Origin of the sequence: Microcoleus sp. EPA2 (genome assembly GCA_020882975.1) — a bacterium.
GTDB lineage: Bacteria > Cyanobacteriota > Cyanobacteriia > Cyanobacteriales > Microcoleaceae > Microcoleus.
The window spans coordinates 41243-63745 of the sequence record JAHRFD010000014.1; the positions used below are offsets into that span (position 1 = coordinate 41243).

Below are 22503 nucleotides of genomic sequence, written 5' to 3' on the forward strand. Positions count from 1 at the left end.
CAATAACTAATGACCAATAACTAATCACTAATAACTAATGACTAATAACAAAAAAATGGAGAATATTTGCGTGGAATGGCAAGTGCGGGCGATTCGCGGGGCAACTACTGCCAGCGACAATTCGGTAGAAGCAATTCGAGATGCGGTGAGAGAATTATTAGATGAATTAGAAGCAAGAAATCATTTAGATCCTGAATTAATTATTAGTGCTACGTTTTCTGTCACTCGTGATTTAGATGCTGTGTTTCCTGCCGCGATCGCCCGCGAACGTCCCCGTTGGTGTAATGTTCCCTTATTGGACGTGCAGCAGATGTATGTCCAGGGTGCTTTGGAACGTTGCATCCGGTTTTTAATTCACGTCAATTGGCCAGCACATACCGAAATTTATCATCCTTATTTGCGGGGAGCTCAAAATTTGCGGCCGGATTGGAATTTAGCAGTTGCGGTGGCTGGGGAGAAATAATAAATTTTTGGCTTAGAGAAGCGATCGCATACTGGTTAATTTTTTTTAGACAAGACTTACGCACGCTTCTACCTAAAAAAACCCGGCTTCTTGGAGAAACCGGGTTTTTGTCAATCAGACGCTTTCTTGTGATGCAACCTAATCCCTAAAAAGATGTCATATATAAAACTCCAAAAGTCCTTTTTCCCTTCTAATATTCCCAAGCTTTGAGGAGAACCTTTTTCATCTAATAGCGGCTTGACAGCTTCATAAGCTGGCTTGTAGTTGTACCAAGGAATTGAAGGCCACAGGTGATGAATCAGGTGATAATTCTGACCCAAAATTAAGATATTTAGAATTGGACTAGGATATACTCTGGCATTTTTCCAGCGATCGCGCTCGTGAAATGGACGGTGTGGCAAATAATCAAAAAATAACCCCAAGGCTAACCCCACCACTAAAGCAGGAGAAAACCAAAAATTCAGCACGTAACCTAAATGGTCGTATTGAATGGAGATATACACCACTCCGATCACAAATAAACGGCTGAAAAACCATTCCCAAAGTTCGTTTTTTCGCCACAGTTTGCGCTTAAAGAAGAAAATCTCGTGGTAAAAAAACCTCGCAGCAATTAACCACAGAGGCCCGCCGGTAGAAACATAATGGTCTGGATCGTTATCTGGATCGTTAACGTGAGCGTGATGCTGCATATGTACCCGTGTAAACACGGGAAAAGCAAAACCCAACATCAGGGCGCTACCGTGTCCCAAAATAGCGTTAATGGCGCGATCGCGGTGCGCTGCATTATGAGACGCATCGTGAATCACTGTTCCAGCCATGTGCAAAGCCAGAACATTCAGGAAAAAACAGCACCATTGGGGCCATTCCCCATACCAGAAACCCCAGTATGAAATCACGATAATCGCTAATGCACTCAAAAATAGCAACAGCGTCGGATTGAAGTCACCTGGAGGACTCAGAAACTCTTTCGGCACTGTCAGTGGCCGTCCTGCCTCCGACATTTTTGTTAGCACTCCTTAATATTTCACACTTGCGTAGTATAAGATACAAGGCTCCCAATAGTAAAGTTTTGTGAAATAAGTGTATCTAATCTCGATCGCCACTCCTGTACACCAAATTCCAGTCACAGGAGAGTCACACCAAGCTGTTGGCAAACTACCAAAAAATAAATGGGTATATTTGTAAATTTGTCAAGTAGTATACAAAAAATATTGGGAAGCTGTGGCGATCGAAAAGAAAAGATTACGGATGGGTAAAAAGTCAGATATTGTATATATTGGTCAATACCTGCGGTCTAAACCATCGAAAAATTTTTAAGAATTAAGACAACTAGCGTCATTGCTTTTACTCAAACATGAAACGTTAGCCGAAAATTACACAATAAATCCTCCAGCCACCCCATCTCAATTCATGCAACTGCCAAAAGCCTTACGCCGGACTAAAATCGTCGCCACCATTGGCCCCGCCACCTCTGATCCACAAGTGCTGCGGAACCTCATAGAAGCAGGTGCGACAACTTTGCGACTCAACTTTTCTCACGGCTCAGAAGAAGACCACCAACGGAGCATTCGCTTAATCCGGCAAACATCCTTTGAACTAAATCAGCCGGTGGCAATCCTGCAAGACCTCCAAGGCCCGAAAATTCGCTTAGGTCGCTTTGAAACAGGGTCGATTGTGGTCAAAAATGGCGATCCGTTCATTTTAACCAGTCGCCCAGTTCCAGGGACTGAGATGATTTCCTCAGTAACCTACGAACCCCTAGCAGACGAAGTTCCCGAGGGAGCGATGATTTTGCTAGATGACGGGAAAGTGGAAATGCGGGTGGAAAAAGTAGACCGGGTGTCGCGGGAATTGTACTGTCGCGTTGTGGTCGGCGGGCCACTTTCCAACAACAAAGGCGTGAATTTTCCAGGAGTATACCTGTCAATTAAAGCGCTGACCGATAAAGACCGCAAAGATTTAATGTTCGGACTCGACCAAGGTGTGGATTGGGTAGCTCTGAGCTTTGTGCGGAATCCCCAGGATATGTTGGAAATTAAAGAGCTGATTGCCAGTGCCGGTAAGCAAGTACCTGTTATTGCTAAGATCGAAAAGCACGAGGCGATCGAACAAATGGAGGCAATTCTGGCCTTGTGTAACGGAGTGATGGTTGCCCGCGGGGACTTGGGAGTAGAACTGCCGGCAGAAGACGTGCCGATTTTGCAAAAGCGACTGATTGCGACTTCTAACCGCATGGGAATTCCGGTGATTACCGCTACCCAGATGCTCGATAGTATGCTTCACAATCCTCGTCCCACCCGCGCCGAAATTTCCGACGTGGCCAACGCGATTCTCGACGGGACTGATGCGGTGATGCTCTCCAATGAAACCGCCGTAGGCGACTTCCCAGTGGAAGCAGTGGCGACGATGGCAAGAATTGCGGTGCGGATGGAGAGAGAAGGAATTCGGGGCAATATTAGGAATGTAGAAGATATTGGTCGATCGATCCCCAACGGCATCAGTCAAGCTGTCAGCCAAATTTCCGAACAGTTGAATGCAGCGGCGATTATGACGCTGACCAAAACCGGTGCTACAGCCAGAAATGTGTCGAAGTTCCGACCAAAAACTCCGATTTTGGCAGTTACTCCCCACGTAGACGTGGCGAGACAACTGCAACTGGTGTGGGGAGTAAAACCGCTGCTGGTGCTAGATTTGCCCTCGACCGGTCAGACATTTCAATCTGCAATCAATGTCGCCCAGGAAAAAGAGTTGCTCTCCGACGGAGACTTGGTAGTGATGACCGCCGGTACTCTGCAAGGGGTAGCGGGTTCAACGGATTTGATCAAAGTTGAGGTAGTGACAGCGGTTTTGGGTAAGGGAACCGGTGTGGGGCTAGGCTCAGTCAGCGGTATGGCCAGGGTAGCTCACACTGCTGCGGATGTGGCGAATTTCCACCCAGGAGACATTTTGGTAGTCAACCACACTAGCGCTGACTTTGTGGAGATGATTCGGAAAGCAGCAGGTGTGGTGACGGAGGAAGAAAGTTTGACTTCTCACGCGGCGATTATTGGTTTGCGTTTGGGCGTACCGGTGATGGTGGGCGTCAAGAATGCCACCCAAGTGATTCGGGACGGCACTATGCTGACGCTGGATATGCAGCGGGGTTTAGTTTATTCCGGTGCTAGAGGTGGCGGGACTGACGGCGAACTGGATGTTTGATGGCAGTTCTGAGTGATGAGTTGTAGGGTTTAAATTCTACAACTCATTGCTTTTTTTCTGGCGGTTGTGCTAATATTTTTAATTGTCTGTGCCGATGTAGCTCAGTGGTAGAGTAACCGATTCGTAATCGGTCGGTCGCGGGTTCAAATCCCGCCATCGGCTTACAACAAACCACATATTTTCAAGGGTTATACAGCATTCACGAGCTGTATAACGTTTATTTTGTCTAGGACTTGTCTATGGTTTGTCTATGATTTAGGTGTGGTTTGGTGGGCGAGTCTGACGAGCTTTTAAGGGACTGAGGATTTGATTTAGTACGCGCAATTGTTCCGCAGTACCCAAACAAATCAGCATATCTCCTCCACAAATCGCGGTTTCTCCGGTTGGCCCGACAATCAAAGTCCCGCTAGCGCGCCGCACTGCTAAAACTAAGGCCCCCGATTGCGATCGCAATTTGGCATCTCTCAAAGTTTCTCCGACGTAGACACAACTCTTGGGATCTACCAGAAATTCTTCCATGTAAAAAGAACTCTCGGTACCGGTCAAAACACCGTCTAAAAAATCCATAACTTGAGGGCGCAAAGCAGCCGCCGCCATCCGCTTTCCCCCAGTGATGTAGGGGGATACGACAGCATCGGCACCACCCCGCTGCAACTTCTGTACTGCTTCTTCTGTGGTGGCGCGGGCGATCGCCCGTATCTTAGGGTTCAGGGTTTTCGCTGACAGCACAGTGTATAAATTCTCAGCATCCGAAGGCAAAGCTGCTACGATACAAATTGCCCGATCGACTCCCACACTCAGCAAAATTTCATCGAGAGTCGCATCCCCTTGCACCGCCGTATATCCCAGGGCCAAAGCTGCCTCCACCGACTGCACCGCCGAATCTATCACCACAAAAGAGATATTTTCTGCCTGAAATTCCACAGCAATCTGACGCCCAGTGCGCCCAAAACCGCAGAGAATGTAATGCCCAATCAAAGAATCTACCAAGCGCCGTTGTTGCCTAATTCTTGCTCCTTCCTGAAAATATCCTTGAATGAGGGCTTCTGTAAAGCGGTTAACAATAAAACCAATAGCAATAACACCCATCAAAATTAGGCACATGGTAAACATTCGCCCGCGTTTACCGAGGGGATGAAGTTCGCCGTAGCCCACTGTTGCTAGGGTAAATACGGTCATGTAAGCCGCATCGAGTAGGGACCATTGTTCCACCAGCCAATACCAGAGAGTACCTGTGCAGAAAATGCCACCAAGGGCCATGACACCGCCCATTAACTCTTTTTGCAGTCGCTGATACTTTTGTTCGAGGATAGAATACACTGATGGGGCTGACCTATTACCGATTATGTGTTACCAAGTTTAACTATTTTTGGCGTACTTATGGCGATCGATTAATATTCAGGCGATCGCCCTTTTTCTCGATCGCTAATTCCGTCGCATAAGTGGCGATCGCTTTCATTAAGCACAGACTTAACCTGAAGAGAATTGCGGGTTAAATTGCAACCCTCCACCAGCAAATTATCCACATTCAAATTCCACAATATCACCGTACCATCCGCTGGTTAACTGATTTAGATTTCGTAGTAAAATTTAGGCTATGACCACAAGCGAGGGGAGAGATTTATTAAATTTGAGACTGACATCACCGAGGGTATAGTCAAATATCTATCAAGAGAAAGGTGTATTGGGCAAAGATATTAGCTATTTTGAATAGTAGTAGCCGCAATCCTCAGCAATCGCTAAAGATTGGCTGTTTGGATCGAGAGTAAACTGATTAAAATTAGCATAATTTGATTTCATGCACAGCACCCTAGATATATCATCAAAAACTGAATCGTCGAGTCTGCAAAAGCAACAAATAACAGCTACAACCTACGAAACAGCAGAGCAACAATTTGTCAACTTGTTAGATGTTGATGATTTAGACAAAACGGTGGCGGCAAAACCGTTACTTGTTAGTGATTTGGAAAGTGCGATCGCTGTGGCTGTTCGATCGGCTTACCAGGAATCCTCAAACGATGATGCGGCACACCGCTTTTTGCAGCGGGTGCTGTACCGCATCAACAGACTCAACTTATTTTGGTACGACGATTTGCGTCACTACAACAACGAGCGATCGCACTATTTGCGTTCCGTGCGCGATCGGATTGAGGAACCTTGGCAACAGTGGGAACTGGCACACATTGACCTCCCACGGCTGCACAAGTTAGATGTCAAGCAAGCTCTACGCGATCGCGCTGCTGCTGATGTCGATCCTCCGCTAACTTTTGCCGATCGCTATTTGCGGGAAGAGATGACTGTAGAGGGATATCGGCACTTGCTGGCGATCGCCTCTTTCGATGGTTTAGTAGAAGCCAGCCGCCTTTCCCGCATCCTCGGCGGTGCCGCCAACGAAATCCAATGTACCCTGACACGGGTGCTGATCGAAGAATACGGTGGCGGTCGTCTCGCCCGCAAGCACTCGACCTATTTTGCCCAAATGCTGGCAGAATTCGGCATGAGTACGCAACCGGAAGCATACTTTGACTTAGTGCCTTGGCAAGTGCTTGCTGGCGCCAATCACAACTTCTTGCTGACAGAACGCAAGCGCCATTTTCTGCGCTACAACGGCGGACTGACCTATTTTGAAGTAGCTGGACCAGTCGCCTACAGGAATTATCTCGCAGCGGCCCAGCGTTTGGGTCTTTCCCAGGCTGCAATGGGTTACTGGGAACTGCACATCCGAGAAGACGAGCGTCACGGGCGCTGGATGTTGGATGAAGTAGCTCTGCCACTAGCGGACAAATACCCGGAGGATGCCTGGGAACTGGTGTTGGGCTACGATCAGGAGAAACTGATCGGCGATCGGGCTGGGGCTGCTGTGGTGCGATCGATCCAAGCCGCCGAACAAAATTAACAGGTAGATGGGGATTAGCCGTTGGGTAGGGGCGGGTTCACAGACAATAATTGCCGATCGACCCACAATCTCATAAACCCGCCCCCACCCATAAAACTTTTACAACACAGTCATCAACTGCATTAACTCCCCGGATAAATCCCTGTGGGACTTTTGCTGCTGCTTAAACAAAACACCGGCCAGCAGATAGATGTTTCGAGAATAAAAAGCCTTTCCCTGTTCTCGGAGAGTGGCGATCGCATTTTTCACCTTGGGTTCGGAACTGTAATAGCCAAAACTCAAAGGTGAAATCTCAAAACCCGCCACGGAGTAACCTTGAGCCAAGGCATAATCAATCAAAGCCAGCGGATTAGAATAGCTAGAAACCATCAGTAAAACTTTTTCACATCCCGTAGACAAAAGTCGCTTAGCAATGGTCGAGCCATCAGTTCCGCCATGCAATAGTGGCTGGTAAATTTTGTCATCCGCAGCGGGCAGATAAGGCGGATTTGAAATCAAACAATCCGCTTGCTTATATAAAGGTGAATCAAAAAAAGAGCAATTGTGAACGACATATTGTTCGGTCAGCTCATATTCTAGAATCTGAGATTGAGCAATTTTCCAAGCCACATTATTTAGCTCAAAACCGTGAATTTTTCCCTCAAAGCTAGTTCTCAACAAAGACTTAATAACTGGGCTTCCCTCTCCAGAACCAAACTCTACGATGAGTTGAGAATTGTCGCTAGCATTTAACACTAAATTTTCCAGGCACTGCGCGTAAAAATTAGATTCTTCAGGACAGTGGAATACCTGTTTCAGAGGGTAAGATGAAGTGATCATATAATATGTAACAAGAACTACTTTTTTTCAATTTAACGAATTAGCAATATTCAAACCATCTGTCATAAGGGTTATCTTAGGCAATTAGGAAATCGCTATTTTGTGATTGTCGTAGTAGCCCTCAAAAAATAAGTGTTACAGCCTAGCTGTTCTCATCAATAAAGCTAAAATCCTACAATCAAAAGAGTAAAATTAAGGCGATTTCCCCAAATCTTCCTAAAGATGAATGGCGAGCCGATAGCGGAAGTTATAAGGTAGAAGCTATGAACTTAGAGGGGTAATTGTTCAGTGGGTAAATCATCAATGGAAATGGGCGAACTTTCATCTTTTATTTTCATTATTTCCCACTGAATGTTGGAAAAATTGCAGGTTGTGCTGTCAACTCGACCCTGCGGTTTGGGAATATTAAGCGATCGCAGAACTCTACAAGGAAAAAGCAAGCACGATCATGAAATCTTCTAAATTGTTGAAGTTTGTTTTAACAGGCGCTTGTACTTTTAGTCTAGCCACGGTTGGCTTGGGAGTGCCTGCTTCTGCACAGTCGGGAGGGGGCGGTGCAGGTACTGGCGCGGGTACAAGCGGTAGCACGAGTACGACGGGTACGAGTCCGAGCTCTACTGACACAACGGGTACTGGTGGGGGTACAAGCGGTAGCACGAGTACGACTGGTACGACTGGTACGAATGGTACCAATAGTACGAGTCCGAGCTCTACTGGCACAACGGGTACCGGCGCTGGTACAAGCGGTAGCACGAGTACGACTGGTACGAGTCCGAGCTCTACTGACACAACGGGTACCGGCGCGGGTACAAGTGGTAGCACGAGTACGACTGGTACGAGTCCGAACTCTACTGGCACAACGGGTACCGGCGCGGGTACAAGCGGTAGCACGAGTACAACTGGTACGAGTCCGAGCTCTACTGGCACAACGGGTACCGGCACCACGAGTACGACTGGTACAACTGGTACGAATGGTACGAATAGTACGGGTACAACTGGTACAACTGGTACAACTGGTACAACTGGCACAAGTGGCACAACTGGTACAAGCGGTATCACTGGTACGGGCGCTACAGATACAACGGGTACAACTGGTACAAGCGGTACGGGAACCAGCGGTGCGGGCACTACAGGTACAACGGGTACAACGGGCACAACGGGCACAACGGGCACAACGGGCACAACTGGCACAACCGATACCGGTGCGGACGCTACAGGTACAACGGGTACAACGGCAGCACCCGCTGGGGCCAATTCTGGTGTTTTGAGTGCGAGGCGCGATCGCCCGCATAATTACGGGTGGCTTGGTGCCCTGGGCATCTTTGGTTTGCTCAATTTGTTTCGGAAAAGGGGTACACCTTCCCAACTTTAGTTGCGCGATCGCGTCCGTTTTTTCACCCATGCCCTGAGTGGGATCTATTTAACAGACAATCTCGCACGATCGCACTTTTGCCCCCCATCGGTAAATAATTCTGGTGTCGCCATGCAGCATAGGCGATCGTGCTTTGAAAAACTTAGAGGCTTAGAAATTCATGAATCCACTTAATCGTTCAAATTTTTTCAAACAATTGGCTACTTTTACCGGCATTGCTGGCGTTAGTTCCTTAATGGCTCTGCCGGGAATCGCAGAATTAAACCCGCATCCTCAGAGCTTTAATCAGTCTGGCGATCGAGTTTTGGAGCTGGCTCAAAACACTCCCAACACTCCTGATTCTCCCGCCTATCCTGGGAGTGATATCAACAACAATAATAACAATGGGACTCCTTCTGACAACGCTCCCAATACTCCCAGCAATAATAACAATCCCGGTCGTTCTCTCAACACTCCGACGGGGGATAATTCTCCTAGTTCTCTCAGCAGCACAGACAGAAACTTTGTTCTCCAAGCTGCTGGAAGTAATATGTTGGAAGTACAGCTAGGCAGGCTAGCTGTGGAGCGCGGTGCTAGCAATGCTGTCAAACAGCACGGTGCAAAAATGGTTGAGGAACACACCCAGGTAACTCAAGAACTGATGCAGTTAGCCATGGAGAAGGGTGTGCAAGTGCCAACAGAGTTGAGCAGCCAGAATAAAGCGGTGAGCGATCGACTTTCTGGACTCTCCGGTACCAGTTTTGATGCAGCTTACAAACAAGTAATGCTCGACAGTCACAATCAGGCTATTGCTCTGTTTAAGGCTGAGTCTCAACAGGGACAAGATGCGGATGTGAAAGCTTGGGCAACTAATATTTTGCCTAACCTTCAGGCACACTTACAAATGATTAACCAGATGGCAGGAAATACCACCAATCGTTAATCTTAGGTCTAGTCCGATCGCCTTAAATGCGATCGGACTCAACTTGTCTCTGACTTGATTAAAGTTTAAGATTTAAAAATTTATATAAATTAATATTTTTTGACTGATTAAACTTCCCGCTCAAACAGAATATAATTTGATTTTAGTCAGCGACTAACACCCTGCATGAATCTTAAGGAACGCTTGCACACTCATCTGATTCAAATTGTACGCGATCGCCACCCATACCTCGCATCAGGTGGACATTTCTATGTCCAGCAATACATCCGCGAACAGTTGACACAGTGGGGAACTGTAGAAATAGATGATTTTGCGGTGCGCGGCCGGATTCATCACAATTTTATTTTGGATTTACCCCCCCTCAGTCCCCCCCTTAGCAAGGGGGGGAAGCAAGAACAGCTACCCCTTAGCAAGGGGGGGAAGCAAGAACAGCTACCCCTTAGCAAGGGGGGGAAGCTAGAACAGCTACCCCTTAGCAAGGGGGGGAAGCAAGAACAGCTACCCCTTAGCAAGGGGGGGAAGCAAGAACAGCTACCCCTTAGCAAGGGGGGGAAGCTAGAACAGCTACCCCTTAGCAAGGGGGGGAAGCTAGAACAGCCGATTCTAATTGGCGCTCATTACGATACAGTACCCGGTACGCCTGGGGCCGATGATAATGGTACTGGGGTGGCTGTTTTGTTGGAACTCGCAAGGGCGATCGCGCTTCAACCTCTCAAATATCCAGTGAAATTAGTCGCCTTCGATATGGAAGAATCCGGCTATTTCGGTAGCAAGGATTATGCTGATAAGTTAAAAGCACAAAAACAGTCGCTTCGGTTGATGATTTCTTTGGAAATGTTGGGTTATTGCAACCACAATCCCAACTCCCAAAAGTATCCTAGTGGATTGAAATATTTTTATCCCAATTCTGGCAATTTTATTGCTTTAATTGGTAATCTGCGGACTGTTCCAGATTTGATTAATTTGAGTGGCAAAATTCGCAAATCTGGTCAGTTGTGCGAGTGGTTGCCGGTGCCGAATCGAGGTTTAATTGTGCCGGATACTCGCCGCAGCGATCATGCTCCTTTTTGGGATAATGGTTATCCGGCTATCATGGTGACGGATACTGCTAATATGCGCAATCCTCACTATCATCAAGCTAGCGATCGGATTGAAACTTTGGATTTAGATTTTCTTGCTGGTGTTTGTGGGGGGCTGATTGAGGCTATTCGACGTTTATAGGCATTTTTGGGAAACCGCTAAGGTGCTCTCAGGCGCGAAGGAAGAAAAGAGAAGTTATGATTTTTATGAGTTGACTTGCTGGTAACTTTGTTGAATAATTTTAATTTATTCAAATATTACAGTTGAGAAAAAAATATGAATGCTGATTTTGTCGATCGCCAAAGCTGGCAATTTTGGATCGATCGCGGCGGTACTTTTACTGATATTGTAGCTAAAAATCCTGATGGTAAACTAATTATTCACAAGTTGCTATCGGAAAATCCCGATCGCTACACAGATGCCGCAGTTCAAGGAATTCGAGATATTTTGGGAATTCCCACAGATGTTGCGATTCCGGTGGCTGAAATTGCTGCGATTAAAATGGGGACGACGGTGGCGACAAATGCTTTGCTGGAACGCAAGGGCGATCGCACGCTGCTGTTAATTACTAAAGGTTTTGGCGATGCGCTGAGAATTGGCTACCAAAACCGCCCGAATATCTTCGCGCGTCAGATTGTGCGGCCGGAAATGTTGTACGATCGGGCGATCGAAGTTACTGAACGCTACAGCGCCACAGGTGAGGAGTTAATTGCTGTTAATTTCGATTTTATCCCATCTTTGCAGCAAGCCTATGATGATGGAATTCGCAGTTGTGCGATCGTATTTATGCACGGCTACCGCTACTGGGAACACGAACAACAAGTGGCTGAAATTGCCAAGCAAATTGGCTTTACCCAAATATCAGTATCTCACGAAGTTAGCCCCCTAATGAAATTAGTTTCGCGGGGAGATACTGCGGTTGTCGATGCTTATTTATCTCCGATTTTACGCCGCTATGTCGAACAAGTAACCAATGAATTGATCGAGGCAGAGCCTGGGAACGAGGAACTCCCTTCCGATTCCCCCCTAGGGGGGGGCTGGGGGGGGTCAGGAAGTAGTAGCCCCATGCCCAATTCCCCATTCCCTAAATTAATGTTTATGCAGTCGAATGGCGGCTTAGTTGATGCCGCCCAATTTCAAGGAAAAAACAGTATTTTATCGGGTCCGGCTGGGGGAATTGTCGGCGCAGTTAAAACCAGTAAACTCGCTGGTTTTGATAAAATTATTACCTTTGATATGGGCGGAACTTCTACCGATGTTGCCCATTTTAATGGGGAATATGAACGAGAATTTGAGACAGAGATTGCTGGTGTCAGATTGCGATCGCCCGTGATGGCAATTCATACTGTAGCAGCCGGTGGTGGTTCCATTGTATTTTTTGATGGTGCCCGTTACCGCGTTGGGCCTGCTTCTGCGGGGGCTAATCCTGGGCCTGCTTGCTATCGGAAAGGTGGCCCTTTGACGGTGACTGATTGCAATGTGATGTTGGGCAAAATTCAGCCGGATTTTTTCCCGAAAGTTTTTGGATTGGATGCAGATTTGCCGATCGCCTCTGAGGTTGTCAGGCAAAAATTTGTCCAATTAGCGACGGAAATTGGGGGCGAGAGGACACCGGAACAGGTGGCGGAGGGTTTTTTGGCGATCGCCGTGGAAAAGATGGCTAATGCGGTGAAAAAAATCTCGCTTCAGCGCGGTTATGATGTTTCGGAATATACATTGTGCTGTTTCGGCGGTGCGGGGGGCCAACACGCTTGTGCGATCGCCGATGCTTTGGGTATGAAACGGGTATTTATTCACCCCTATGCGGGGGTGTTATCCGCCTATGGTATGGGTTTGGCTGATGTGCGGGCTATGCGCGAAAGGGCGATCGAGCAACAATTAAGTCTCGATTTAATTACTGATTTGCAGCCTATTTTGGCAGAATTGGAGGCTGAAGGAAAGAGGGAATTGAACCGCAGTAGCCCCGAAACCGCAGAGGAAAAGCCAGAGCTTTTAGTTATTAGGAAGCTGCACTTAAAATATCATGGAAGCGATTCGGTTTTAGCAGTAAATTTCGCTCCAACTCTTGAGATAATGCAGGCTGAATTTGAAGCATTCCACCGACAGCGTTACAGTTTTATTATGCCAGAAAAAGCGCTGATTGTGGAAGCAGTTGCGGTGGAAGTTGTAGAAACAATGGATGTGCCGGAGCGGTCAATAATTGCCTCTGATTGTGACACAGACATCTTACCGGTGCAACCAATTTCAACAGTCGAAATGTATGTGGCTGGCGGCTGGCGGGAAACTCCTGTGTATAAAAGGGAGAATTTGCGATCGCACCACTGCATTATCGGGCCAGCCTTGATTGTGGAAGCTACGGGAACCAATGTCATTGAACCGGGATGGGAAGCCGAATTAACTTCCAGAAACGATCTCATTTTAAACCGCAGATGCAGCCAAATAAACCCCGATCGTCCCCGTTTATCTACGGTTGAAGCAGATCCGGTGTTGCTGGAAATCTTTAATAATCTGTTTAGGGCGATCGCCGAACAAATGGGCATCACTTTACAAAATACATCTTCATCAGTTAACATCAAAGAACGCCTCGATTTTTCCTGCGCCATCTTCGACCAAAACGGGCAATTAGTTGCCAACGCCCCCCACATTCCCGTGCATCTAGGCTCGATGAGCGAAAGTATTTCAGCTTTAATTTTAGGAAAAAATGGTACTCTTAAACTGGGGGATGTTTATGTATCCAACAATCCCTACAACGGCGGCACGCACTTGCCAGATATCACCGTTATTACCCCAGTATTTGATAATACTAATTCTCGGCCTCTATTCTATGTAGCCTCGCGAGGACATCATGCCGATATTGGCGGCATCACTCCCGGTTCCATGCCTCCTAACAGTACGATAGTAACTGAAGAAGGCGTATTGCTGGACAATTTTCAGCTAGTAAAAGAGGGGAAATTCCAAGAAGCACAATTACTAGAAATTCTCACCTCCGGCAATTTTCCAGCCCGCAATCCCGCTCAAAATATCGCCGACTTGCAAGCACAAATTGCCGCTAACAAACGCGGTACTGAAGAACTTATCAAGATAGTAGAACATTACGGTTTAGAAACAGTACAGGCTTATATGGGATTCGTCCAAGACAATGCTGAGGAGTCGGTACGCAGGGTAATTGATGTGTTGCAAGATGGCGAATTTACCTATGGGATGGATAGCGGCGGACAGATTAAAGTAGCCATCACTATTGACAAATCAGCCCGCAGTGCCAAAATAGATTTTACTGGTACTTCTCCTCAACAAATCAACAATTTTAATGCTCCCGCAGCAGTGTGCAAAGCCGCTGTTTTGTATGTTTTTCGCACCTTAGTAAATGACGATATCCCTCTGAATGCAGGTTGTTTGAAACCTCTAGAAATCATCAATCCCGTAGGCTGTATGCTGAATCCGCGCTATCCGGCGGCGGTAGTTGCAGGTAATGTGGAAACTTCGCAGAATATTACCGATGCTTTGTATTGTGCGTTGGGAGTGATGGCGGCTTCCCAGGGAACTATGAATAATTTTACCTTTGGAAATCACCGCTATCAATATTATGAAACAATTTGCGGTGGTTCTGGCGCTGGTCCAGATTTTGATGGTACTGATGCGGTGCAAACTCACATGACTAATTCGCGTTTAACCGATCCAGAAGTGTTGGAATGGCGCTTTCCGGTACTGTTAGAAAGTTTTGCTATTCGGGCTAATAGTGGCGGCAATGGATGTCATCGCGGGGGGAATGGTGTGGTGCGGCGAGTGCGGTTTCGGGAGGCGATGACGGCGGGGATTTTATCGGGGCGGCGGGTGATTTTTCCCTGCGGTTTGAATGGGGGAGAAAACGGTGTTTTGGGACGGAATTATGTGGAAAGGATTGATGGGAAAGTTGAGGAGTTGGGGAGTACGGCGACTGTGGAAATGCAGCTTGGGGATGTTTTTGCGATCGAGACTCCTGGGGGTGGAGGATATGGTTTTTATAGCGATTTTCACGGTTGAAAGCCTTCACCCGCTTGAGGGTAATAACTCCCCCAAACGGTATCTAAAAACTGCGACACCTTAATATTATTCAGCTTCTATCCAACCCTTAATTGTTTCAATAGGAACGCTGACTAGCGGATGATTAAATATTGCTTTTAATGCCTCAATACCACCTGCTTTTAATGCACTCCGCAATCGCTGTTTAAGGGTAAGATTTTCCTTTATTTCATGGTGAATTGCTTCAGCTACAACGGATTCAGGCACAGTTGGATTCTGCGCTATTTGATTCAGCAATTGCTGAATTTCTGCTGCTGCATCAACTAAATTCTGAGGTGGATTATTTATGAAATCACCTTCAACATTCCCGGCGGCACCTGTAACGGGGGCGTTAAAATTCATTTGTACTTTGCGTTCTGACATAGTGTTAATGGCTTGATTTAGTACATTAAAAATTATAGCGTTTCTGTAAATCTCTCCTAGGGCGGTAACAGCACTAGCCCGAACACTTGGGTCGCTATCTTCCAATGCAGCTTGATATAGAGTAGCGATCGCCTCTTTGCTGTCAGCACCCATTTTCGCCAAAGCTTCAGCAGCGTTAGTGCGAACGAGAGAAGACGGATCGTTTTGCAAAATATGACATATCAATTGAATTGTCCTGGTTTTTGACTCGGTGAACTCATTTTGTTCGCTCACTGTAGAAGTCTCCCAAGGAAAATACAGCTTTAGCGCGAACAGCAGGATCTTCACTTTCCAAATCTTGCAGTAAGGGAACTATCTCTTTTGGAAATTCCTGGTTTAGCCAGTCGAATTGATTGTCAGCAATTTTGTCAGTGCTGCTGTTGTTCCCTTTAGGGTTGAGGTGCAGGAGCAAATGTTTGTTCGTCGCATCGTCTACTAACTCGAAGTTAGCGATTAATCCTTGATTTTTTATTACTTGTACCAGGTGGATAGTTGCCCATGTTGCTGGAACTTCCGTGGTTAAATTCCCTGCTAGGTTGGCTTCCCGAATGCGGGCGATCGTTTGCGCGATCGTATCTTCAGAATTTGCACTTTTCTCGTATGTTTTGGTTTGCGGATTGAGATGTTCGTAAAACGATGCAGAACCCCAAGTCAAATTTGACCCGGTTATTCCCTGATTTCTTGCAAATGTGATATTTCTATCATTAATATCTATGACACAGTTTTCTGTTTCATTTTCACTCTCGATGAATTTGGATAATTCTGCAATTACTGCTTTGAGCCCCTTTATATCATTTGTAGTAAAGACAGCCTTTTCACCAGAATTCATAGATACTTCCAGTCCATATTTTTTTAGCCAAATATTTGGCATTGCGTATAATGCTGTGACCATCAATAAAAATCCCAGACCTTTTATATCTGTAAAAGCCAAAACCAAGCCGATAAAAAACAAAACAAATATCCCGGTAGTTACTAAGGGATTTATAATATCAACTCCAGTTATTTTAAATCCACTAACGTTACAAAATTGATATACAACATCTCCAAATTTGACTATTTTCTTAGTAATATATATGGTTGTTAACTTAGAATATATCGTTCTAGAGCTAACAGGGGTAGTCGCTTTGCCTCGCACTCCATTACTTATCAGCATATCTTTTACCCTCAAAGTAACTTACTAAATATTAACCAAGAGTGATAGTTTCATAGTATGAATTAACAAAAAGATTGATGAATCATTAATCTGTCCACTCTCCTATTATATCAGAATAAGTTACTTGTCGCTTGCCTGCAATCATTTCAATTTTTCAGGTAAGCCGCAAGTGCAGGATATATCTTAACAGTCTGGAAAGGCAGACAAGATGAAGTTTAACGCTACTGAGCGCGAGCGCACATATAGCAGTCCTTGCAGGAGTCGTAAAGTTTTTTACCCCACCCCAACCCTCCCCTTATTAAGGGGAGGGAGTAAGAAATTCACAAATGATTTAGGATTGCTATAGCTGGGATAAAATCAGCTTCAACTGTGGAATCTGGATGCAGAGATGGTGTAAAATCGAGCTGCACCAGCATATATTACCAAAACAATTGTGCAAACACCTAATTTTTCAGAATTCAACCATCCTGTGGTCAAATCCCTGTTCCATCACACCGATCGCGAATTATTGACCCTGTTTCAAAATCATCCCGATCAGGGTAAGTTCTTTACCGCAATTTTTTGCCGCTACGCTCAAATAGTACATTCCCTAATTCGCCATTCTGTGCGATCGCCAGTCCAAGGAGATTACCTATTCGCCCACACTTGGCTGCACATCTATCACGAACTCCGAGGCCTCGATTTGCGCCGGGAAATCCCAGAGTCTGATGGCGACAATCTCAGTCTGCAAAACTGGCTCATTAATGTCACCGCTATCTGCATAAATCAAGCCGAATTGCCTCCTGTTGAGACTATTCATTATTCTTTACAATCCGCTTCACCCCCTCTCTGGTGTTACCTCAAACAAGCCTTAGAATTGTTAGCACCCCTACCACGTTTAGTTGTGTTGATGGCTCAGACTTTCCGCTGGAGCGAAACCAGAATTGCTGCTTATTTACAAGCAGAAGGTGAAGCTATTTCGCCCGCTCAGGTAAGGGCTTTACTGCAAAAAGGATATCAAACTCTGGAATCAAATTTGCCGGATGATATTCGAGCTATTTATCTCGATGAAAATCTCGACTATCAACAGGCACTTGTTTAGATATAGACATTTACTGTCGTAAAATTAACACCATCATAAACCTGCCTTTTCTAGTTGTCCGGGCGGGTTTTACCCGAAATTTTTGCTAAGACTAACAGCATACTCAACCAGCCCCTTCGCGAATACAGAGAAAAAATGGCAGTTTATCAAGTTCGGTTGGTAAATCAGGAACTGGCGCTCGATCGCACGATCGCCGTACCAGATGACCAGTATATCTTAGATATGGCAGAAGATGCCGGCATTCGCTTGCCCAGTGGATGCAAGCAAGGAGAGTGTTCTGCCTGCGTTGTCAAGCTGCTTGGTGGCGAAATCGACCAAAGCGAACAAAAGTTTTTGAAGTCCTCAGAATTGCAAGCTGGCTATGCTGTTACTTGTGTAGCTTACCCGCTTTCTGACTGCACTTTGTTAACTCATCAAGAACAAGTTTTGTATCAAACATCTCTTTATTTGAAGTAATATCGTTGACCGTTGGATCGGAATGATTTAACCTTACTAGAACGCAGAGAACACAGAGGGAGATAACAGAGATAAATAATTCCCCTGCTACCGGATTTGATATAAGGGGGGTAGGCACCGGGGCACTACCCTTACAGAATCATCGTTTTCTGGAGAATGAAACACCCCTACCCCCAAGGGAGGATGAGGGATATTCAGGAAGAATTCAACTGTCAACGTTCCAGCAATTGTAGCAGCCGCTGAAGCGGAACTTCTACCCAATCGACGCGGTAATTAAGTTCATACACTAACTCAGCAACCGTTTTTTCTAAGATGTAAGCATCGAGTAAAACTTGTATTTCCTGGATTGATTTTGGCAAGAAATTTGCATCCGCTGATTTCTGCAAATAACTCTTCAGAAAAGTCAGGCTAACCCAACGATCCCAAACCTTTGCCCACTGCTGCATCTCCGATAAATTTTGAGGACTAATCATCCCGCTTTCTACTTCATTGCGGAGTCCCAAAGTAACAGCATAGTTGAAAGATTGTAGCATTCCCGCTACATCTCGCAGGGGCGATCGCTTCATCCGCCTCTCGCTTAAGGGTCGATTTCTTTCTCCTCCAAAGTTAATAATCACAAACTCTTTGCCTGTATACAGAACTTTTCCTAAATGAAAGTCCCCATGGCAACGAATGCGCTCTGCCGTGATTTTCAAGTTCAAAATAGATTTGAAACGTTCCATCAGCAAGTCTTCCCGATTTAGCAGAATTTGTCCCAACTTTTGGGTTTCCGGTGGCAGTTGAGACAGCCGTTTTTTCAGTAGCAGCAAAGTTCTTCCTGCTAAATTTCTCATCTGTTGATAGATGGAACGTTGGTAAAATGAAGTGAAATTTTCTGGGGCAAAATCTGGATTTTGTGTATCGGAAGCTAATGCTAGGTGAAGTTCGGCTGTCCGCTGTCCTAAAAGTTCGGCGGAGGCTAAATAGGAACCGATTAGTTCGCGAGCTAATTCGGGAACTGCTAGGGATAAATCGGATACTAACGAGTTTGAATGCCGCTGCATTGGTGCAGTGCTGGCATGGGGTAAATAATTTTCGGGGTCCGTAGATAGGTTGTCTGCTGCATACTTGGCTTCTACTGCCATTACTTGCTCGAAATAGTCGCGCAATGTGTCTAAGGTATAGGACCAGGCATCCCTGCTATCGGGGACAAATTTTTGCAGGATACCCATTGTCATTACTGGTTTCCCTTCGGCCTGATATTCTAAATATCCGGCAATGGGAGCAAAGTGTTGAATCAAGTTGCGATCGGTTAAAAAGCGTCCGATTTCTAATTCTGGGTTGATACCTTCTTCAACTTTTCGCAATAGTTTAAACGCGAAGCGATCGCCATAACCTGCGGATGTATTCCTATGTTCTTTTTTGAATACATGAGGTTCTAGCTTTGACAAATCTGGTTCTGAGGCGAGTGCATTGTCGGGAATTCCTAGCACTTTACCAGCGACACCTTTGTAATTGCCAGAATGGGCGATCGTCTCTAGCAGAACACTGAGAAAAGCTTTGTCCGTGGCTGCATCAAATAGTACCCCAACTTCATTTTTTTCTAAAAATTGAATCCTAGCGATCGCCCGTTCGTCTACATCACCTTGAATCTCTTCCCAACCTACAGGTAAAATGTAACTTTCTGCCATCCCTTCAGTATAATTTAACTGCAAGAGTAAAATGTATACTGTTGATTCTAATCCCGAAGATTTTTTACATTCAACTGGCACAATTTCATCTATTTGCAAAGATTGAATCGTCCTATCCCTACCGATAAACCAAGGACTAGAACGCAAGTAATCCGGCAAAATAGGAACCAGTCCCTCTCTCAATTTACTGGTAGCAAAAGCAGTTTTCCAGTTGCCTGGGATACCTAATGTCGGCAGTTCCGTTTGAGGTAAGTGTAGGGAAAATTCTTCGGTTTTGACAGTAAGGGTAAACCAATAAAATGAGTGAGGACTCAAACTCAAAAAGTAAGCCGAATCGCCCACAGCCGGAAACTCTGTACGACCAAAAATCTCCACCGGAATAGCACCTTTGAAGGGCGAAAGGTCTAATTCTGCGGTCTGTACGAAGCGGGACAAATTCGCTACTACTAAAACGTGTTCGTCTTGATAAGTACGCACAAAAGCTAAAACTTTGCGGTTTTCTGGGTAAAGAAATTCGCAAGTTCCACGACCGAATGCTTGGAAGCGTTGGCGAATAGCTATGAGGCGTTTCATCCACCACCAAAGAGAATTTGGATTAGATCGTTGCGCCTCCACATTTACAGATTCGTAGTGATATTCAGGGTCAACAATTGGCGGTGCGTAGAGCCGTTGCTGGTTAGCGCGACTGAAACCGGCATTGCGATCGCCACTCCACTGCATGGGAGTTCTCACCCCGTTGCGATCGCCCAAATAAATATTGTCACCCATCCCAATTTCATCGCCATAGTAAAGCACAGGCGTACCCGGAAGAGAAAGCAGCAAAGCATTCATCAACTCAATCCGGCGGCGATTATTTCCCATCAGTGGAGCCAAGCGACGGCGGATACCCAAATTAATCCTCGCCTGGGTATCTTGAGCGTAAACTCGGTACATATAATCTCGGTCTTCATCGCTGACCATTTCTAGCGTCAGTTCGTCATGATTTCGCAAAAACAATGCCCACTGACAGTTATTAGGAATCTGGGGAGTTTGCTGGAGAATATCAATAATCGGGAAGCTATCTTCCATGTGTACAGACATGAACAAGCGCGGCATCAGCGGGAAATGAAAATTCATGTGACATTCATCCCCCTCAGCGTAATATTCAACCGCATCCTCCGGCCACTGATTCGCCTCAGCTAGCAGCATTCGGTTGGGGAATTTTTCATCTACGTGCTTCCGCAACTGTTTCAGAAATAAGTGAGTTTCTGACAAGTTTTCACAGTTAGTACCTTCGCGTTCGTACAAGTAAGGCACCGCATCCATTCGCAGTCCATCCACTCCCATTGCTAACCAAAAATTCACCACATCTAATATGGCGAGACGCACCGCTGGATTGTCATAATTCAAGTCTGGTTGGTGGGAATAAAAACGATGCCAATAATAAGCTTTTGCTACGGCATCCCAAGCCCAATTAGAAGTTTCAAAATCCTGGAAAATAATCCGAGCATCTTGATATTTTTCTGGCGTATCGCTCCATACATAAAATTCTCTTTCTTTGCTACCTTTAGGAGCACGTCGCGCTTTCTGAAACCAAGCGTGTTGGTCTGAAGTGTGGTTGACAATTAACTCAATAATAACTCTAATTCCCCGCAGGTGGGCTTCTTCTAAAAGATGTTTAAAGTCTTCTAAAGTGCCATAAATCGGGTTGACACTCATATAATCGGAAGTATCGTAGCCATCATCTCGGAGCGGGGAGGGAAAAAAGGGCAGTACCCAAATTGCTGTTACTCCCAAGTTTTTCAGGTAATCCAGCTTTTCAGTTAGCCCACGAAAGTCGCCGATACCATCACCATTGCTGTCGGCAAAAGCGCGAATGGGTACTTCGTAAATGATCGCATCTTTGAACCACAAAGGGTCGTCATTTAAGATTGAGTTTTGCATAATTATCCTGGGGAAGAAGGAAGAGGGTAGAAGGAATGGTGATAGCAATCTGATTTCATTGGCGATCGAGATTTTTTGGTTTCAGGAACCGCTCAGACACTGATGCGGGCTCAAATCGATCGACAGGTTGATAAATCCTGTAATCCTTGCTATTTTTCAAATCCAAACTTGTTGATTATAGCTCATAACACCCTAGCAATTTCTCATACTAAAGGCTGAGTCGTTCACGATGGTTTATGAAGACAAAACTTATAAATTATTAACAAAAAACTTGGCTAATCTGCGATATATCCTATCCTGAAATCAAGTCCTAATCTGTTTGCTGGTAACTTTTCCTTCGGCATCAATATTCTCAATAATCGAAATGCCTACTGCTAGTTATAGCTATTTTCTCCCCGTTTCCCTCCGTCTCTCTCCATCTGAAATTACTAGAACTCGGCAGTGGGAAGCATCAGGTGTGGCATTCCCTACCTACTGGACGGTTGGCACGACAATACACTATCTTGACATCCTCCGCAAACATTTGTTACATTTATTTACATAAAGCAACAAAACTTAAGGAAAAGCCGCCATGACTATCGTAATCGCCCTTTTAATCGTCGGTTGGGTAGCAGCCTCAGTAATTGGCACTCAAGCATACTTCCTGGGCGAACAGTCCAAGCCCATCCACGATCGCAATTGGAACTCAGAATCTTTTGAAAAATTGGCTGTAGCCGTCACCGGAACAGAGATTGATTACAGCCTTCGCGTTCCCGCCTACAGCCTGGATGCCTATGGTAGCAGCACCATGTCCAATTCCTAATTTGAACCATTTTCAATAATAGGTAATAGGTAATAGGTAATAGGTAATTGGTAATTGGTAATTGGTAATACCCTATACCCTATTCCCATCCCCCCTAGGGGGGGTTCCCATTACCTAATACCCACCTAACTGAGAAAGGCTAGAGAAACCGGGTTTGTAAGTCGTGAAATCATTTGGGGAACAGGCTTTTTTGCCTGTTCCTAACCA

17 protein-coding genes and 1 tRNA gene are annotated in these 22503 nt (G+C 45.7%); 11 read left to right on the forward strand and 7 right to left on the reverse strand.

What is annotated here, in order from left to right; all coding sequences use genetic code 11:
• Window positions 1-55 precede the first annotated feature (55 nt).
• Entirely contained in the window at window positions 56-463 is a 408-nt protein-coding gene (aroH, locus tag AAFP14_RS14330; protein ID WP_472851053.1) for a chorismate mutase, read from the forward strand.
• 110 nt (window positions 464-573) lie between these two features.
• Here aroH and crtR read toward each other — a convergent pair whose 3' ends face one another.
• Window positions 574-1464 carry a beta-carotene hydroxylase gene (gene crtR, locus AAFP14_RS14335; RefSeq protein ID WP_341733007.1) on the reverse strand — a complete coding sequence of 297 codons (891 nt, stop codon included), beginning with the start codon at window positions 1462-1464 and terminating at the stop codon, window positions 574-576.
• Between the two features lie 409 nt (window positions 1465-1873).
• On the opposite strand from crtR, the gene pyk reads away from it, so the two are divergent.
• Complete coding sequence (pyk, locus tag AAFP14_RS14340) at window positions 1874-3661, forward strand: pyruvate kinase (RefSeq protein WP_341732924.1); 1788 nt, start codon at window positions 1874-1876, stop codon at window positions 3659-3661.
• A 90-nt stretch (window positions 3662-3751) separates the two neighbouring features.
• Window positions 3752-3823 (forward strand) — tRNA-Thr (locus tag AAFP14_RS14345).
• Between the two features lie 93 nt (window positions 3824-3916).
• Here AAFP14_RS14345 and AAFP14_RS14350 read toward each other — a convergent pair.
• Complete coding sequence (locus AAFP14_RS14350) at window positions 3917-4981, reverse strand: potassium channel family protein (protein ID WP_341732925.1); 1065 nt, start codon at window positions 4979-4981, stop codon at window positions 3917-3919.
• Window positions 4982-5052: 71 nt separating this feature from the next.
• Window positions 5053-5208, reverse strand: coding sequence for a hypothetical protein (locus tag AAFP14_RS14355; RefSeq protein ID WP_341732926.1), 156 nt, complete (start codon window positions 5206-5208; stop codon window positions 5053-5055).
• Window positions 5209-5459: 251 nt separating this feature from the next.
• Here AAFP14_RS14355 and AAFP14_RS14360 point away from each other — a divergent pair, with 251 nt between their 5' ends.
• Entirely contained in the window at window positions 5460-6557 is a 1098-nt protein-coding gene (locus AAFP14_RS14360) for an iron-containing redox enzyme family protein (protein ID WP_341732927.1), read from the forward strand.
• 99 nt (window positions 6558-6656) lie between these two features.
• On the opposite strand, the gene AAFP14_RS14365 is transcribed toward AAFP14_RS14360, so the two are convergent.
• Window positions 6657-7376, reverse strand: coding sequence for a class I SAM-dependent methyltransferase (locus tag AAFP14_RS14365; protein WP_341732928.1), 720 nt, complete (start codon window positions 7374-7376; stop codon window positions 6657-6659).
• 448 nt (window positions 7377-7824) lie between these two features.
• Here AAFP14_RS14365 and AAFP14_RS14370 point away from each other — a divergent pair, with 448 nt between their 5' ends.
• From AAFP14_RS14370 to AAFP14_RS14385, 4 genes are all read left to right on the forward strand, one after another.
• Window positions 7825-8748 (forward strand): hypothetical protein, encoded by a 924-nt coding sequence (locus tag AAFP14_RS14370; protein ID WP_341732929.1) that lies wholly within the window; start codon window positions 7825-7827, stop codon window positions 8746-8748.
• Window positions 8749-8908: 160 nt separating this feature from the next.
• Window positions 8909-9670, forward strand: a complete 762-nt coding sequence (locus AAFP14_RS14375; protein WP_341732930.1) for a DUF4142 domain-containing protein — start codon at window positions 8909-8911, stop codon at window positions 9668-9670.
• Between the two features lie 165 nt (window positions 9671-9835).
• Entirely contained in the window at window positions 9836-10891 is a 1056-nt protein-coding gene (locus AAFP14_RS14380; protein WP_341732931.1) for a M20/M25/M40 family metallo-hydrolase, read from the forward strand.
• A 135-nt stretch (window positions 10892-11026) separates the two neighbouring features.
• A complete protein-coding gene (locus AAFP14_RS14385) occupies window positions 11027-14770 on the forward strand; it encodes a hydantoinase B/oxoprolinase family protein (RefSeq protein WP_341732932.1) in 3744 nt (1247 codons plus the stop codon).
• 66 nt (window positions 14771-14836) lie between these two features.
• On the opposite strand, the gene AAFP14_RS14390 is transcribed toward AAFP14_RS14385, so the two are convergent.
• Complete coding sequence (locus tag AAFP14_RS14390; RefSeq protein ID WP_341732933.1) at window positions 14837-15445, reverse strand: HEAT repeat domain-containing protein; 609 nt, start codon at window positions 15443-15445, stop codon at window positions 14837-14839.
• Window positions 15429-16364: a 30S ribosomal protein S8 gene (gene rpsH / locus AAFP14_RS14395; RefSeq protein ID WP_341732934.1), complete on the reverse strand. Its 936-nt coding sequence runs from the start codon at window positions 16362-16364 to the stop codon at window positions 15429-15431. Before rpsH ends, AAFP14_RS14390 begins: the two co-directional genes overlap by 17 nt.
• A 433-nt stretch (window positions 16365-16797) precedes the next feature.
• Here rpsH and AAFP14_RS14400 point away from each other — a divergent pair, with 433 nt between their 5' ends.
• A complete protein-coding gene (locus tag AAFP14_RS14400; protein WP_341732935.1) occupies window positions 16798-17445 on the forward strand; it encodes an RNA polymerase sigma factor in 648 nt (215 codons plus the stop codon).
• A gap of 135 nt (window positions 17446-17580) precedes the next feature.
• Window positions 17581-17901: a 2Fe-2S iron-sulfur cluster-binding protein gene (locus AAFP14_RS14405; RefSeq protein ID WP_341732936.1), complete on the forward strand. Its 321-nt coding sequence runs from the start codon at window positions 17581-17583 to the stop codon at window positions 17899-17901.
• A 212-nt stretch (window positions 17902-18113) separates the two neighbouring features.
• Here the strand turns inward: AAFP14_RS14405 and treS are convergent, their stop codons facing one another.
• Entirely contained in the window at window positions 18114-21494 is a 3381-nt protein-coding gene (gene treS / locus AAFP14_RS14410; RefSeq protein ID WP_341732937.1) for a maltose alpha-D-glucosyltransferase, read from the reverse strand.
• Between the two features lie 571 nt (window positions 21495-22065).
• On the opposite strand from treS, the gene AAFP14_RS14415 reads away from it, so the two are divergent.
• Complete coding sequence (locus tag AAFP14_RS14415; protein ID WP_341732938.1) at window positions 22066-22296, forward strand: photosystem II protein, Psb35-related; 231 nt, start codon at window positions 22066-22068, stop codon at window positions 22294-22296.
• Window positions 22297-22503 lie beyond the last annotated feature (207 nt).

What these genes read in the sequence shown, in the direction of transcription:
- AAFP14_RS14360 (WP_341732927.1), top strand. Translation starts at nt 5,460, where the DNA reads ATGCACAGCACCCTAGATATATCATCAAAAACTGAATCGTCGAGTCTG.
- crtR (WP_341733007.1), bottom strand. Translation starts at nt 1,464, where the DNA reads ATGTCGGAGGCAGGACGGCCACTGACAGTGCCGAAAGAGTTTCTGAGT.
- AAFP14_RS14365 (WP_341732928.1), bottom strand. Translation starts at nt 7,376, where the DNA reads ATGATCACTTCATCTTACCCTCTGAAACAGGTATTCCACTGTCCTGAA.
- AAFP14_RS14375 (WP_341732930.1), top strand. Translation starts at nt 8,909, where the DNA reads ATGAATCCACTTAATCGTTCAAATTTTTTCAAACAATTGGCTACTTTT.
- AAFP14_RS14370 (WP_341732929.1), top strand. Translation starts at nt 7,825, where the DNA reads ATGAAATCTTCTAAATTGTTGAAGTTTGTTTTAACAGGCGCTTGTACT.
- AAFP14_RS14415 (WP_341732938.1), top strand. Translation starts at nt 22,066, where the DNA reads ATGACTATCGTAATCGCCCTTTTAATCGTCGGTTGGGTAGCAGCCTCA.
- AAFP14_RS14380 (WP_341732931.1), top strand. Translation starts at nt 9,836, where the DNA reads ATGAATCTTAAGGAACGCTTGCACACTCATCTGATTCAAATTGTACGC.
- aroH (WP_472851053.1), top strand. Translation starts at nt 56, where the DNA reads ATGGAGAATATTTGCGTGGAATGGCAAGTGCGGGCGATTCGCGGGGCA.
- AAFP14_RS14385 (WP_341732932.1), top strand. Translation starts at nt 11,027, where the DNA reads ATGAATGCTGATTTTGTCGATCGCCAAAGCTGGCAATTTTGGATCGAT.
- AAFP14_RS14405 (WP_341732936.1), top strand. Translation starts at nt 17,581, where the DNA reads ATGGCAGTTTATCAAGTTCGGTTGGTAAATCAGGAACTGGCGCTCGAT.
- treS (WP_341732937.1), bottom strand. Translation starts at nt 21,494, where the DNA reads ATGCAAAACTCAATCTTAAATGACGACCCTTTGTGGTTCAAAGATGCG.
- rpsH (WP_341732934.1), bottom strand. Translation starts at nt 16,364, where the DNA reads ATGCTGATAAGTAATGGAGTGCGAGGCAAAGCGACTACCCCTGTTAGC.
- pyk (WP_341732924.1), top strand. Translation starts at nt 1,874, where the DNA reads ATGCAACTGCCAAAAGCCTTACGCCGGACTAAAATCGTCGCCACCATT.